This window comes from Siphonobacter sp. BAB-5405 (assembly GCF_002872335.1).
Classification (GTDB): domain Bacteria; phylum Bacteroidota; class Bacteroidia; order Cytophagales; family Spirosomataceae; genus Siphonobacter.
Window position 1 is genome coordinate 59,448 of the sequence record NZ_NJAG01000018.1, and the last position, 14,233, is coordinate 73,680.

Annotated in this window: 13 protein-coding genes; 1 reads left to right on the forward strand and 12 read right to left on the reverse strand. The window is 49.6% G+C overall.

Annotated features, from left to right (window positions below; all coding sequences use genetic code 11):
- Positions 1–201: 201 nt before the first annotated feature.
- The 12 genes from BWI97_RS15515 to polX all read right to left on the reverse strand — a co-directional run bounded on the left by BWI97_RS15515 (position 202) and on the right by polX (position 13,421).
- On the reverse strand, positions 202–2,322 hold the full coding sequence (locus tag BWI97_RS15515; protein WP_102201635.1) for a tetratricopeptide repeat protein: 2,121 nt from the start codon (positions 2,320–2,322) through the stop codon (positions 202–204).
- An 82-nt stretch (positions 2,323–2,404) separates the two neighbouring features.
- Entirely contained in the window at positions 2,405–3,859 is a 1,455-nt protein-coding gene (locus BWI97_RS15520; RefSeq protein WP_233207867.1) for a CCA tRNA nucleotidyltransferase, read from the reverse strand.
- Between the two features lie 66 nt (positions 3,860–3,925).
- Positions 3,926–4,480 carry an L-threonylcarbamoyladenylate synthase gene (locus BWI97_RS15525; protein ID WP_102201637.1) on the reverse strand — a complete coding sequence of 185 codons (555 nt, stop codon included), beginning with the start codon at positions 4,478–4,480 and terminating at the stop codon, positions 3,926–3,928.
- Positions 4,481–4,573: 93 nt separating this feature from the next.
- A complete protein-coding gene (locus tag BWI97_RS15530; protein WP_102201638.1) occupies positions 4,574–6,064 on the reverse strand; it encodes a hypothetical protein in 1,491 nt (496 codons plus the stop codon).
- Between the two features lie 141 nt (positions 6,065–6,205).
- Positions 6,206–6,679 (reverse strand): diacylglycerol kinase family protein, encoded by a 474-nt coding sequence (locus BWI97_RS15535; RefSeq protein WP_199182018.1) that lies wholly within the window; start codon positions 6,677–6,679, stop codon positions 6,206–6,208.
- On the reverse strand, positions 6,663–7,298 hold the full coding sequence (locus BWI97_RS15540) for a DUF1361 domain-containing protein (protein WP_102201640.1): 636 nt from the start codon (positions 7,296–7,298) through the stop codon (positions 6,663–6,665). Before BWI97_RS15540 ends, BWI97_RS15535 begins: the two co-directional genes overlap by 17 nt.
- A 24-nt stretch (positions 7,299–7,322) precedes the next feature.
- Positions 7,323–8,744: a DUF4173 domain-containing protein gene (locus BWI97_RS15545; protein ID WP_102201641.1), complete on the reverse strand. Its 1,422-nt coding sequence runs from the start codon at positions 8,742–8,744 to the stop codon at positions 7,323–7,325.
- Positions 8,745–8,797: 53 nt separating this feature from the next.
- Positions 8,798–9,106 carry a transcriptional regulator gene (locus tag BWI97_RS15550; RefSeq protein WP_102201642.1) on the reverse strand — a complete coding sequence of 103 codons (309 nt, stop codon included), beginning with the start codon at positions 9,104–9,106 and terminating at the stop codon, positions 8,798–8,800.
- Between the two features lie 28 nt (positions 9,107–9,134).
- Positions 9,135–9,755, reverse strand: coding sequence for a hypothetical protein (locus tag BWI97_RS15555; protein ID WP_094809256.1), 621 nt, complete (start codon positions 9,753–9,755; stop codon positions 9,135–9,137).
- Positions 9,756–9,850: 95 nt separating this feature from the next.
- On the reverse strand, positions 9,851–10,705 hold the full coding sequence (locus tag BWI97_RS15560) for a DMT family transporter (RefSeq protein ID WP_094809210.1): 855 nt from the start codon (positions 10,703–10,705) through the stop codon (positions 9,851–9,853).
- A 46-nt stretch (positions 10,706–10,751) separates the two neighbouring features.
- Positions 10,752–11,624 (reverse strand): carbon-nitrogen hydrolase, encoded by an 873-nt coding sequence (locus tag BWI97_RS15565; protein WP_102201643.1) that lies wholly within the window; start codon positions 11,622–11,624, stop codon positions 10,752–10,754.
- A 99-nt stretch (positions 11,625–11,723) separates the two neighbouring features.
- Complete coding sequence (gene polX / locus BWI97_RS15570) at positions 11,724–13,421, reverse strand: DNA polymerase/3'-5' exonuclease PolX (protein ID WP_102201644.1); 1,698 nt, start codon at positions 13,419–13,421, stop codon at positions 11,724–11,726.
- Positions 13,422–13,975: 554 nt separating this feature from the next.
- Here polX and BWI97_RS15575 point away from each other — a divergent pair.
- A partial coding sequence (locus BWI97_RS15575; RefSeq protein ID WP_146010953.1) for a 3-hydroxyacyl-CoA dehydrogenase NAD-binding domain-containing protein occupies positions 13,976–14,233 on the forward strand: 258 nt, incomplete at its 3' end.

Consider the following 14,233-nt stretch of genomic DNA (forward strand, 5'->3'; position numbering starts at 1 on the left):
GGGTACAAGTTTGGAAACTTGCACCTGTCGTCCCTACTTCAAGCGTGTACTAACCCCGTAGGGGTTAAATCTCAATAGCCCCGTATGCAATGCGGGGTACGAGTAGCTAACGTTCACGTCCGTAGCAAATGAATGCAAATACTACAGCTAACCGACTTCACGCACAACAGTTCAACTCTACACTCAAAACAATACGCCTCCTCACACTGGACACTCCGTACTCCCCCGATTCTTCGACTTTCGCGGCGACTTCAACGATTTCCCTTTCGGATACGTGTATTCACGCGGCTGTCGTGGGACGGGTTCGGGTTTCGGCGGTTCGGGTATGGACTGAAAATCGAAGAAAGTCTGAAACTCCAGGGGTTTACCCGCGTCGGCCTTGATGGGAAAGCGGGGTTGCCCTTCAAACTCGTAGGTGTTGTATTGATAATCAAACAGATAAACGGTAATGTAGCCGTCTTTGCTGTACTTGCGGGCAATGGCGTTCGGTGAAATAAACGATTCCGCTCGCAGGTACTTACCCCGCGTAGTCAGTGAATCCGGATAATCGCTTCGGTAGAGTTTAGCCCGATTGTAAAGGAAAGAAAAATTGGTGGAATCGAGTTGCAGGGCTGTGGTGATGTAGTAATACGAGTAGCGTTTCTGCTTGGTTCCCGCGTACAAAACGCCGAGATTATTGATGGCCGTTTTGCTCAGATAGCCATTGTAATTGGCTACAGCCTTATCGTTCTGGTTAAGAATGCGGTACACGTTACCGATATTATTCCGGTAATAGCCCCCCGCCGTATCGATGGACATCGCCCGTTGAAAGTCAGCCAGCGATTTTTTGTAAGAACCCTGAGCTTCCGTTTCTTTCTTTTCAAATTCCAGTTGCAGGCCCCGGTACGATTGCGTAATCCCCCGGTTGTTATACAGCATCGGCTGTCGGGGATTTTTCAGTAGTAAACTATCGTAACGTACCAACGCTTCGGGAATACGGTCGCGTTGCAAGTCAGTGATGGCTACGCCGTTATGAGCATTGATATTGCCGGGATCGAGCTGAATGGCCCGTTTATAATCGTCAGAAGCGTCATTAAATTGCTCAATGTTCAACTGAAAATTTCCCCGGTTGGTTAGCAGTCCGGCGTGATTGGGCTCGCGTTTCAAAGCCTCGTTCACGTTTCGATGGGCCAGTTGAAAATCGCCCAGTCCCCGGTAGGCTTCGCTCAATCCGGCGTATACGGCCGTTTCGTTAGGTTTCGACTTTTGAGCATTTTCAAATTCCGCCAGGGCATTACGGTACTTTTTCAGGCGAATCAGCGTAAAGCCCCGGCAAAGGTAAAAATCCGCGTAGTCCGGATTATCCGGATTGATGATGTGGGCACTCGCCGCGAAATCTTTCCAGGCTTCAGCGTAGCGTCCCAGTCGGTAATAGGCCATCGCCCGTCCTAATCGACCCGGAGCATAGGTTGAATCATAGCTAATAGCCCGCTGATACTGAGCCAGAGCCTTGCCGTCCTGGTGCTGGCCAATCAGGATATGGCCCATGCCCGTAGCCGCTTCGGCGGAGTTGGGACGGATGCGTAATACCCGTTGAAAAGCAGCCCCCGCGGCAGCGTAATCACCCTTCCGGTAGTGCGTATAGGCCATGCCCAGGTGAGCCAGATATCCTTCCCGGCCACCCGCATCCAGGTATTCCTGAAAAACCTGTAGAGCTTCTTCGGGCTGATTTAGGGCCAGATGGGCGTGGCCGAGGCGTAAGAGTACCTGCGTGTCGGCTCCATCCTGACGAGCCTGCTGAAAGTTTCGTACAGCTTCATCCCAGCGGTTTTGAGCCGCCATCAACTGGCCTAATGCAAGCCGGGATTTAGGATCGGTACTCACCGATTGTTGCAAGTAGCGTTCAATGTGCGGGTACACATCCGCTTTTTCCGGAGCAGATCGCCATAGGGCAACGGCCTGATTGTAGAACAGAGCATCCGAATTTTCGGGCGTAGCCGGCGTGGTTCGGAAATAAGTCAGGGCTTCCGAAAAACGGCCCTGCTGACCAGCAATGAGTCCTTTCTGTAAGCCTACATTGGCAAAGGGCAGGGATGTAGTCAGCCACTGTTTCGCCTGGTCGGGGTGGCCCTGAGCTAGTTCGACCAAAGCCATGTTGTAGCGAAGTGTATCCCTTGCTTCGACCTGCAACGCTCCTTTAAGCAGGGGAGCGGCCCGGTCGTAGCGACCGCGTTTGGCGAGTTCGGCGGCTAGATTATTTAGTTTACGTAGTGAATCCGTACGGGTTTGGGCCGTACCGACATGCACCACAAAAAGTAAACCAAGGACTAGCCAGCGAAGCATTCGTACTAACAAATTTCGGGATCGGAATCAGGCGTGAAATCCGCAGGAATGAGAAAAAAGGAATTTATAAATTAACGATATTTTACGATTCTTGGTCTTTCCGAGGAGCTGGCGGCGTCAATTCTTTTACGGGTTGAAAGCCCAGAGCAGCTCCGGCTTCGAGCATAAACGGATACGCATGAGCCCAGTCGTTGGGTAATGTACCCTCCAGGATAGCCTCCCGAATGGTATTTTTTAATTGACCGACTTCTTTAGACGGCCCCAGCCCAAAGACGTCCATGATCATTTCGCCGGTGATGATGGGTTGGAATTGGCGAAGCTGGTCCCGCTCTTCCACTTCCTTCATCAGGGCTTCCACTTTATCAAAATTAGCAAGGTACCGTTTCACCCGGTTGCCGTCTTTGGACGTAATGTCCGCCCGGCATAACCGCATCAGATCGTCGAGATCGTCCCCGGCTTCCACCATCACCCGGCGAAGGGCCGAATCGGTAATTCCGTCTTTAGCCAGGGCAATGGGCCGCAGGTGCAAACGAACGAGCTTCTGTACCTTCCGCATTTCTTCGCCCAATGGCAAACGGAATTTCCGGAAAATAGTAGGTACCATGCGGGCTCCCATCTCTTCGTGTCCGTGGAAAGTCCAGCCGATTTTGGGGTGAAAACGTTTCGTTGCCGGTTTTGCAATGTCGTGCAGAACCGCCGCCCAGCGAACCCACAGATCATCGCTGGTTCGGCACACGTTGTCGAGTACCTGTAACGTATGATAAAAATTGTCCTTATGCCCTTTGCCGTCAATTTGCTCAGCTCCTTTCAAGGCCACAAAGTCGGGGAAAATCAGATTCAGTAGTCCAGCAATTTCCAGCAGTTTAAAGCCGTAGGAAGGCGTGGGGGTACGTAAAATCTTATTCAGCTCATCGGTAATCCGTTCCTGCGAAATGATTTCGATGCGGGGGGCGGTCTGCTCCAGGCCCGTAAAGGTATCCGGGTCAATATCGAAGTTCAGCTGCGTAGCGAATCGAATGGCACGCAGCATTCGCAGAGGATCATCCGAAAAGGTAATCGCTGGATCCAAAGGTGTACGGATGATTTTCCGGCGTAAATCCGTCTGTCCGTCAAAAGGATCAATTAACGTACCAAAATCGTTCGGATTCAGCGAAAGAGCCAGGGCATTGATGGTAAAATCCCGCCGATTCTGGTCGTCTTCCAGCGTGCCATCTTCCACAACGGGCTTGCGGGAATCGGAACGATACGACTCTTTCCGGGCTCCGACAAATTCGACTTCCCAGCCGTCGAACTTGACCTGGGCAGTACCAAAATTTTTATAGACGGCCAGCGAGACGTGTTCGCGACCAGCGTTTTTCGCGACCTGTTCAGCGAGAGCAATACCGCTACCTACGCAAACAATGTCAATATCTTTCGAAGGACGGTTCAGTAATAAATCCCGTACGTAGCCTCCAATGACGTAGGCAGGAACGTTGAGTTCCGCCGCCGAACGGGCAATAATCGGAAATACGGGATGATTTTTAAGGTGTTCAGTCATGTGAACCGGGTAATTGAGAATCCGGAAGGGCGTTGGCATCCTCCGGAATTCCAGTATTCAATCAAACTATTTACGGATAAATTCAAATTCACCGCCTACGCCCAGACGTACGATGCGGGAAGGTTTGGACGGTTGCCAGCCTGCCGGGGCGGGTATCGTTTCCTGTACAGCCTGACGGATGTTTTCGGGAATGTCCGCCAATGTACGGGGTGAGGGCTGTCCTGCAATCGTAGCCATCGTGGACACTAGCGGACGGCCAAAAGCCTGTACCAGATCCAGAATCGGGGATTTCTTTAATACTCGAATGGCCAGACTGCCGTCGGGACCCAGTACATTTTCGGCTACGTTTTTTCCCTTGGGAAAGATAACCGTAAGCGGATCTTCGGCGTATTCGATGAGGTCATACGCCAGTTCGGGTACGCGTACTACGTAGCGATCCAGTACGGAGGTGTCCCATAAAAGTACAATTAATCCCTGGGTGGTGGGAATCTGACAGGTATCCCGGAGCAAGGCTACCGTTTCCGCACGGGTGGCGTCGCCACTTAGCCCCCAAACGGTGTCGGTGGGTTGCAGCAATAAACCCCCGTTGCGTACTACCTGCAGTGATGTTTTAAGATTCATCCGACAAAAATACAGCCCGTTTACCGTTTTCGGTTATACTGGCGGGAGTCTTTCCCGGCAAAGTCATCCAGAAAGGCTCTGGTACAGAAAAAGCTATTCTTCGACTATTCGCGGATGTTCGAGTCTGTACACGAAAAAAGCCTCACGGGTGGGTTGCTGACCCGTAGCCGAAAGTTTCCGGTAGCCCCAGCTCAGAAAATACGGGCCGTACCACGAAGCCAGTGAAGGATACGTATCACGATCCATGTTCTTCTTGAGTTCTTCGGAAAATAACTCGTACTCCTGCGGTTTACCCAGTGTCTTGCTGCCTTGAATCTGCACGGCCCGTACTTTGTTTTCGTGCGAATACGTGAGCCGCAGGGTATCGCCTTCCGAGCTGAGTTGTACCTGTGGTCCGAGTACGTCCGTCGTCAAATCTTTCAAATCCATCGAATTATCCCAGACGAAGCGACCCGAGGCATCCAGTCCGCACACCAACGCGTGGGTATATCGGTACGAATCGTAGCTACTGCGTCGGGGACGACTGACGACGAAAGGAGTCGTGGAAGCGGTGGTTTTCGCTTGCGGGAAATAGGCTTCGGCCACCAGCAAATACCCATGATCAGTCGGAACCGGATCGTGAATCTGGAGCAGGTAGTGAAACCTGGGGTCTTTACCGCGTTTCTGCTGTTCGGCAATCCGGTTTTTTAGCCGTTCCTGCCGACTGGGTTTGAGGTAGTTGAAGAAATTCTGTAGTTCATGAAAAGGCACGTACCGAATCGCATCCGGTTCGGAGCCGTTGAGTTTAGTCAGGTACAGGCCCTGCGAATAATCCGAACAATTCAGCGAATAATTCCCAACCAGCAGGGATTCTCCGGTCTTCAGACGAACAATTTTGGCAGTAATCAGGCTTTTACCGGACTCGTCACTCAGCATGGTTTTATGCAGGAGCCGACCGTCGTAATCGTACGATTGCAACTGAAGCTGACATTTACCTTTGCGGGTTAGTCGGCTAAAAACGTGGATTTGGTTGCTGCGTTCGTCTACATCCAGTTCATTGATCGACAGGTGAGAATCGTATAGTTCGGGCAGAGCCTTTGAACTTTTGTCGAAGAAACTAAAGGCCACTACGACCGGACGATCGTTGTACGTGCCCGCCAGAAAAGCTTTGTTTCCCAGTACTTTAAACTTGGAAACTTCGTCAATGGCCAGTACTTCGCCATCAATCATTTCCGTATCACCCGTTTCCAGGTTGATTTTCCAGATTTGAATCTTTTCAGAATGTGGATCGCCGCAGAGCCAGTACAATTGCTCGTTGGTGTGGTAGGAGAGCAAACCTTCGAAGGGATACTTGAGTTTGAATTCCGCTTCCCAGCGAAGTGCCAGCGTAGAATCGTACCGACTGAAATGGTATAAATGGGCGATACCCCGAAAGGGATCGTCTACGGTTTTAGTGATCAGTACGCCCTGTTTGCCGAGTGGCAGCACTTCAAAATCTTCCGATTTTTTTTCATCCCGCATAATTTCCAGCCGTCTGGAGGGCATCATTTGTGCTTCCAGCGTGCCCGCCAGGAGCCAGAAGCAGAAGAGTAAAAAACGAGTCATAGTCTTTGTCGCATCGTGGTACTGGAAGTGGTTAAGCGAATGTAAGCAGGATGGTCAGCTTTGGCAATAGCAGGTAACAAAAGAATCAGCCCACCCGTGGTTTGGCTCCGGCGAGTGGGCTGATCGACTGAAAATCAGTAGTTAGTAGATTTCTTCTTCCTCCGCTGGAAGGGGAATGCCCAGGTCAGTCATCCAGTCCTTCCAGGGAACATATTCCTTGAACGTCATCACCCCAACAAACAAAGCAAAGAAAGCAGCTACCAGTACCGCCCCGGCGGCCAGGTCCTTAATTTCTCCAGCAATTTTCCGGTACTCAGGCGACACCATATCCACAATCTTCTCGATGGCGGTATTAATGGCTTCGGTAATCCAGACCAGCACGATACACAGCACCAGATTAACCCAGTCGCGTTTGGTGATGTGGAGGTAAAAGCCCAGAAAAATGACGACTGCTGTAGCCAGAAAGTGAATACGGGCGTTGTTTTCCGAATAGACCATTACGCGTAGCCCTTTGCTGGCGTACCGGACACTTCGGAAAAACTTGGGAATATCAATGGGCATGGCTCTGGGCTGTACAGGTTTGCGAATGGACCAACGGTTAGTAGGATCGCTCATTCTCCATCAAACTTAAAAGCATCAGGTACGAAATTCCAAGAAGTACCGAAAATTCAAGGGTCATCAGCATCGCCTGTTTACTGACCAGACTTTCCATAATCTGCCGCACGAGTAAGGTCGGATGGGTAAACGGGTGCCAGCTGTTGAGGCGTTTCACCCGGCCCAGATAAATACCGAAACTACTGAGGGGCAGGGTGGCCAACATCAGATAATCAGCCCAGCGGGGTATGATTCGCAGCAGATTTTTTCGCATCCAGTGAAAGGAAAGCAATCCGCAGAGCAAACTCACAAAGGCATAACTGAAAATCATCACCGCATCGTGCCAGACGGGAATGCCCATCGTGTTCTGAATGTGAATCAGATCCGTAATCACGTAGGGAGCATTCGGAAAAAACAGGAGCCAAAGCGTCCCGACGGCTACGAGTTTGAGTCGGGAAGGTTGATGCGTCAGTTTTTCGAACCAGAGCGAAAATACGAGCGGAAGCCAGGCCAGAAACAGATTCCAGTTGATCATAACGTACCAGCCGCTCCGCAGCAGCCCGAAACGAATAACCAGAAAACTGGCAGAAAGCAGCGAGAGAGCCGTGAGGCTGGCGAGTTGAAATGTACGGGATTTCATGGGTATGAAGTGGGAATGGATGAGTTACTTGGAAAGGGGATGGGTTTCGATGTACTGATTAATTTTCCAGTCGGCGTAATTCCAGGATTGCCAGGTGTGTGGGTTTTGCTTGTATTGCTTCTGAAAGGTTTGAGCCGATTCAAGCAAGTCAGCTTTCAGATCTAGTGACTCTGAGTAGACGTAAACAGATTCCTGCAGTTGAGGCAGATTATAGGGCAGAAACTCCTTGAGATACTCAAGGTCTAAGATTTGAGCCCTTGAAAGATTATAGGTTGTAATGATGCTTGTCCAGGGCACAGCAGTGAATACAATAAGCGTGAAATAGCAGACCCAGCTATTGATTCTAAAAAGGAAAGCGATTGATTTTTTATAGTGAATTTTATAGAGCGTAGTGAATAAACCACACCCCGTTTGGAAAAGCCAGAAATAAACCCCGATGCGTTTGAAGGTAAGTCCATTATTTTCAATGTAAAGCATATTGGTATAGGTCGTAACACCCAGCAAAAGCAGATTCAGAAAAATCCAGGTGTAGGCCAATCGAATCAGTGTTCGATTTTTAGGAAAGAAGTTGAGGTTCTTGCGGAAGTAGAATAGCATTAACGTGATCGCTAACAGGATACTGAAAATAAGCACATTGACGCTATCATGTACAGATTGGGAAAAATCATAAGCGGTTTGTTGTTGCTGACCTTTACTAAACATTAAACCTTCGAAAACCAAAAAAACGAGTAACAGTAGGTTCAGCATACCCAGCATCACAATGCCTTGCCGATATTCCCATTTCAGACCCAGTACCTGTCCCTTATAACGACCCCGGATACGACTGAGCGTGTTGGCAAGCTTCAAATCTGCCTCGGCAAAGACTTTAGCCGAATATGGGAATACCAGGGACGGAAGCCAGATGAATCCCACCATAGTTAAAAAGATATAATCGGTGTCCAGTACATACGAACGATCAAATAGACTGAAATCAGGGTTTGCCCAGTAGTAGAGTCCGTAAAAAACTAGCGTGACAAGGAATGGGAGCAGCAGCATCCGGAACTGTCGAAACAGTTGCCGATGCGTAGACCTATTGCTGGATGACGTCAGCCACTGTGAACTGGCCTGAAAAGAGGCAAGACCCAGGCTACTAAGAATGCCGTTAAAGGCTGACACATAGGGGGAAAGCTGGGTAACGGAGCTATAGCCTATCAGTAAGAAAACGGATACAACGTAAAGAATCAGCGTGTGGGAATGGCCATAATAAACGGCGGTAAATCCGGTTAGAAGAAAGCCTGCTGTAGTTAACTGCATGTTTCGTTCGCGAAACAAACCAGACTTTCGCCAGAGCACAAGAGCTAAAAGAAAAAGAGCAAACGCAAAATAATTAAGACCGGAGCCCTGCTCATAAAACAAATAATTTTTCAACAGAACCGCAGTGACTAACAGATAGAAGGCCCGTGACATAAGGTGGATTTTTAAAAAGTACTTTGAATTACAAAGTTGAAGTACAAAAAAAATTAGGACTTGTTCGGTACGGATTTTAAAAGCATTTCCAGAGCGTCCAGGTGTTCCTGAAAGGCTTGACGACCGCTGAGGGTAGCCTGAAAGGACGTATTGGGTTTACGGCCAATGAAGCCTTTGCGTACGGTTACGTACTGCACTTTTTCAAGGGCCGTCAGGTGGCTGGCCAGGTTCCCATCGGTTTGCTGCAGGGTTTCTTTAAGCGTGTTGAATTCCACCCAGTCGTTCACCATCAGCACCGACATGATGCCGAGCCGAACCCGGTTCTCAAACGCTTTATTTAACTGCTCAATTACATTTTTCATACCACCAATCAGACCCGCTTGAGTCCGCTTAAGCTCCGTATTTCCGGTACAGAATAATGCCGTACAGAATGTGGAGTACTCCAAAACCCAGGGCCCAAAATAACAGGCTGGTGCCCGTTGCCGCAAACCAGCCGCAGATAATACCCAATAAAAGCTCGCAAAGCCCCAGATTTCGTACATCGCTGTGGGTATACTTACTGGCATTAATCAGAGCAAGGCCGTAAAAAATCAGTGTACTGGCGGCAATGAGTTCAGGGGCTCTGAACAAAAGAAAATAACAGAAAATCCCTCCCGTAGCTAAAGGAATGGCCAGATTAACGAACAGCCGTTTCGACGTAGCATCCCAGAGTTTCCAGCCTTTAATCCGGGCCCGACGGTTCGTAAAATAAAAACCGCCAATGAGCGATAACAGCAGTACGCCGCCGAAGTTGACGATGAAAAACTGATAGAACCCATAGGGCCGATCGGCGAACGGCGTGGTGACCAGGGAAGGCGTACCTTCCAGAAATTTCCAGGCGGCTCCGGCTCCTACTAAGGCCACACTTCCCGCAAATATGCCGGATAATCCGCTTAAAGACAGGAAACGCGAGGACCGTTCCATCATCTGACGAATCTCAGACAAGTCGCGTAGAGGATCTTCTTGAATCATTTGCTGAAGTACTTTGTATTGCAAAGTAAACGGAAGAAAGTTTTACAAGTCAAGCGTATCGGCAAAAGTTTTTTGCAGGCCGTGAAAATGACACCTTACTTTTTCTGACCCATCCACAAGCCAACCAGTACCAGCACCGTGCCCAGCCCCGTGTACCAGCTAAACGGTTCGCCGAGTAAAAAGGTCGCATAAGCGAAGCCAAATACGGGGCAGAGGAAAAGAAATAAGGAGGCTCGTACGGCATCGGTATGCAGCAGTTTCAACCATAACTGTACCGCCAGTACAGATACGAAGATGGTGAGCCAGACTTCCGAAGCCCAGAAACGTGTGTCGAAAAGATTAGGTTTTTCGTGGAATACAAACACCAGCGGTAGACAGATCAAACCCGCCATCAGCGTTTGCCAGCCATTGATACTGCTCCGTGAAAGTTTCCAGTCAATGCCCGAAAAGTAGATCGTAGCGACGGAGTAGGAAAGCATACTCAGAAAAAGTAGCAGGAGTCCCTGCGGGGTCGCGAAACTATTTTGCAGCAAAGGATACGTAGCCAGAGCAACCCCAGCCATCCCCAGGGCAATGGCCGTCCATTGTTTGGAAGCTACTTTTTGTCCGGTCCAAAACGCGGATAAAACACTGATCAGCAGGGGATTTAAGGCAATGGCTAAACTGCCGATACCCGCCGCCACCTGTTTCATGGCAAACACAAACAGACTGAGATACACTACGGTATTCAGTAAACCAAACGTCGCGATCTGTACCCATTCTTTGCCTTGGGGCAGGCGTTGTTTTTCAATGCCCAGGGCGTAGGCCAGGAGAAGGATGCCCGCCCCAAAATAGCGAATGTCAAACAACAGCATCGGTTCTGCCGATTGCAGACCGAATTTGGCGGCAACGGATGCCGAAGACCACAGGGCGGCGAACAGCAGGCCCGTACCCCAAAATGAATTTTTCACAGGAAGAAAAAGAAAGGCGGAACCTTGATTCCGCCTTCGTCAATACTTATTCGTCAATAAATCGTTTCGTAATGGGCTGGTAGGAATCAATCCGGCGGTCGCGGAAGTACGGCCAGGTCGTACGAATGCGGTCGGCTGCTTCTAGGTCCAGTTCCTGCACGTGTACCGTCTCTACTTCGTGCGGAGCCAGATATAGCAAACCACCGTGGGGTTTGGCAATGAAACTACCGCCCCAGAATTGCTGATCGGCTTCCCGACCCACGCGGTTCACCGACACAACGTAGACGCCGTTCGCTACCGCGTGACTCCGCTGAATGGTCTGCCAGGCATCGTACTGCTCCTGATTCACCTGAGCGTCCGTTTCGTTCACGTCCCAGCCGATGGCCGTGGGGTAGAAGAGAATTTCGGCACCCATCAGAGCCGTAATCCGGGAAGCTTCGGGATACCACTGGTCCCAGCAGATCAGGATGCCAATTTTGGCAAACTTGGTATCGAAAACCTTGTAACCCAGGTCGCCGGGCGTAAAGTAAAATTTCTCGTAATAGCCCGGATCATCAGGAATGTGCATTTTCCGGTATTTGCCCAGATACGTACCGTCGGCATCGAGCACGGCGGTGGTATTGTGGTACAGTCCGGCGGCTCGTTTTTCGAACAGCGAAGCCACAATGACGACGCCCAGTTCAGCGGCGAGCTTGCTCATGCGATCGGTCGTAGGACCGGGAATAGATTCAGCCAGCGAAAAATTGTGGTGATCTTCTACATCGCAGAAGTACAGCGACGTAAACAATTCCTGCAAACAGACAATCTGAGCCCCCTTGGCGGCGGCTTCGCGGATGCCCGCTTCGGCTTTCTGAATATTGGCTTCAACGTCCGCAACATTGGACATCTGAACCAGACCTACGTTAACTTTTTTATTCATTTCGTTGATAAAAGAATTCCGACTTTGAGTTGATTACCCGAAAAACGCTTCTTTACAAACGTGAGCGTAGCGTTTTGGTTCCGAAAAACCGGATGGCTTTTAACCAATTTTCCGCTGGGTAAGGTACGCCTGCATTTCGGATTGAGTCATTGTATTGAACGTCATTGGTCGGGTGAGTCCTCCCTTGCGGGCTACCGCCACGCCATAATGCATATCCTGATACCCCTCGATGTGGTGAGCGTCGGGATTGATGGAAATACGCACGCCTTTTTCCAGGGCATACGGAATCCACCGCCAGTCGGCATCGAGCCGGTAGGGGCTGGCATTGAGTTCCAGTACCACGCCATTGGCTGCACAGGCGTCGATGAGTTTCTGCTCATCCACGGGGTAGCCGGGGCGGGAGAGGAGTAACCGGCCCGTGGGGTGACCGATAATCGTCGTATACGGGTTTTCGATGGCCCGAATCAGACGCTGCATCGCTCTCTCCTCGGTCATTTTCAGGTTTGAATGCACGGAGGCCACGACAAAATCAAAGGATTTCAGAACTTCGGTGTCGTAGTCCAGCGACCCATCGCCGAGAATATCCGATTCGATTCCTTTAAAGATATGGAAATCCAGACCTTCCGTCCGAAAGCGTTCGTTGAGCTGATCTATTTCCTGGTGTTGCTGGTAGATCCGTTCCTCATTCAGGCCGTTGGCGTAGGTAGCCGATTTGGAGTGGTCGGCAATGCCGAGGTATTGCAAACCCAGGTCCGCCGCCGCCCGGGCCATTTGTTCGAGCGTATGTTTTCCATCGGACCAGGTCGAGTGGTTGTGAACGGTACCTTTCAACGCTTCCCAGGTAATCAGGTCAGGTAAGCGTTGCAGCGACTCCGGCGAAAGTTCGTCGGTACCGTTTCGTAGTTCGGGCGAAAGATAGGGCAGTCCCAGTTCCGCGTAGATGGCTTCCTCCGTATCGTGGGGTTCCTTCAATGCCGTTTTCAGCAACGTCGAATGAGCGACGGGCTGCGTCAAGTGTTCCGGACTGGAAGAACGAATAAACACCTGATTGATAAAAGCCTGCGGACGACTGATGCGTACTTCGACGGGAATGTTTCGATCCAGAAATTTCCCCCGCCAGATGAAAGGTGTAGAGGCTTTTTCCTCCTGCTGTACAAACTCCAGCGTGTTCAGAAAATCCTGTACTTCTGCCGGGTTTTCAGCGGCGGTAACCAGTTGAATCAAATCTACGATTTCTGCTTTTTGACGTACCTCGCCCGTAATCTGGGTTGGAAACTGCTTTTCCAAGGCTTCACAAAGTACTTCAGCCAGTACCTGAGCCACATCCATGCGAAGTTTGGAAGAATTCGATTGCAGAAAGAGCAGATTGGTGTGAATCGTTTCCTGGGTCTTTTCGCCAAAGCCCTTAAGCTTCGCAATTTCGCCGTTTTCGCAAGCCAGCAGAAGTTGTTGCGTATCTGTAATGCCGAGATCTTTCCAGATCACCCGTATTTTTTTGGGACCAATTCCTTTAATGCGGAACATGTCCAGAATACCTTCCGGAGTTTGGGCCAGGAGGTCATTGAGATCTTTTAGCGTACCCGTACGTCGAATTTCGTCAATTTTGCTGGCCATGCTTTTGCCCACCCCGGGCAGTAGCGAAAGCTCGGCTAACGGTACCGTCGTAAGGTCGGCCGTCGTTTTATCCAGGTTAAAGGCTGCATTCTGAAAACTCCGGATTTTGAATTCATTTTCACCGTGAAGTTCCAGCAGCTTGGTAGTCAGTTCGAGTAGTTCGACAATCGCTTCGTTCGTCACAAGGCTTCTGTTTTTAGTGGGCAAGATAAAGCCAGATTTTAGTTTTTGCGTAGACCTCTGCTCATTTCAGTCCTACCGACGTATAGTAGTGATTGATTAAATACCGATTCCGGAATTTCGATACATCTAAACGGACCATAAACTTATCAAAAGGACCCGTTGTACCCTTCGCCGATCCGCTTTACGTAAGGTCATAAGACCAACGGTATAGTAGGAATAGCTGAGATGCTCTGACGACTTAGGAATTCATAGTCAGTAGTTTATTTTGAAGAATCTGAAAAATAAAATCTTTCGTAGATATTAGAATTTTACAAAAAACAAATGGTTACTTCAATGGTTATACTCCCAGAAAAATCAAAGAGAAGCCTCAGGAAATTCATTGAAATTTGATAATTTCAATGTTAAATTGAATCCTTTGAATAATTAATCAACCGTCAACTCAAATTGTGAACAGAAACTCAGGCTTTATCGGAAAAAATATATTTTTGTGGCAGGCATTTTAAAATCCAATCGCCGCCAAAAGCCATTAAACTGTTCAACGAACTGTCCACACTATGAAATTAGCCGTTGTAGGCACCGGATATGTCGGCCTGGTTACAGGCACGTGCTTTGCTGAAACTGGAAACCAGGTTACCTGCGTAGACATTGATTCCCGCAAAATTGAAAAGATGCGTAGTGGCATCATCCCCATTTACGAACCAGGTCTGGAAGAACTCTTCCTGCGAAACACCAATGAAGGTCGCCTCAAATTCACTACTTCATTAGCGGAAGGCATCGAAGGAGCAGAAGTGATCTTTCTGGCCCTGCCCACG

Bases quoted from the DNA above. Each gene is read 5' to 3' on its own strand.
- BWI97_RS15515 (WP_102201635.1), bottom strand. From the start codon at position 2,322: ATGCTTCGCTGGCTAGTCCTTGGTTTACTTTTTGTGGTGCATGTCGGT.
- BWI97_RS15520 (WP_233207867.1), bottom strand. From the start codon at position 3,859: ATGACTGAACACCTTAAAAATCATCCCGTATTTCCGATTATTGCCCGT.
- BWI97_RS15525 (WP_102201637.1), bottom strand. From the start codon at position 4,480: ATGAATCTTAAAACATCACTGCAGGTAGTACGCAACGGGGGTTTATTG.
- BWI97_RS15530 (WP_102201638.1), bottom strand. From the start codon at position 6,064: ATGACTCGTTTTTTACTCTTCTGCTTCTGGCTCCTGGCGGGCACGCTG.
- BWI97_RS15535 (WP_199182018.1), bottom strand. From the start codon at position 6,679: ATGAGCGATCCTACTAACCGTTGGTCCATTCGCAAACCTGTACAGCCC.
- BWI97_RS15540 (WP_102201640.1), bottom strand. From the start codon at position 7,298: ATGAAATCCCGTACATTTCAACTCGCCAGCCTCACGGCTCTCTCGCTG.
- BWI97_RS15545 (WP_102201641.1), bottom strand. From the start codon at position 8,744: ATGTCACGGGCCTTCTATCTGTTAGTCACTGCGGTTCTGTTGAAAAAT.
- BWI97_RS15550 (WP_102201642.1), bottom strand. From the start codon at position 9,106: ATGAAAAATGTAATTGAGCAGTTAAATAAAGCGTTTGAGAACCGGGTT.
- BWI97_RS15555 (WP_094809256.1), bottom strand. From the start codon at position 9,755: ATGATTCAAGAAGATCCTCTACGCGACTTGTCTGAGATTCGTCAGATG.
- BWI97_RS15565 (WP_102201643.1), bottom strand. From the start codon at position 11,624: ATGAATAAAAAAGTTAACGTAGGTCTGGTTCAGATGTCCAATGTTGCG.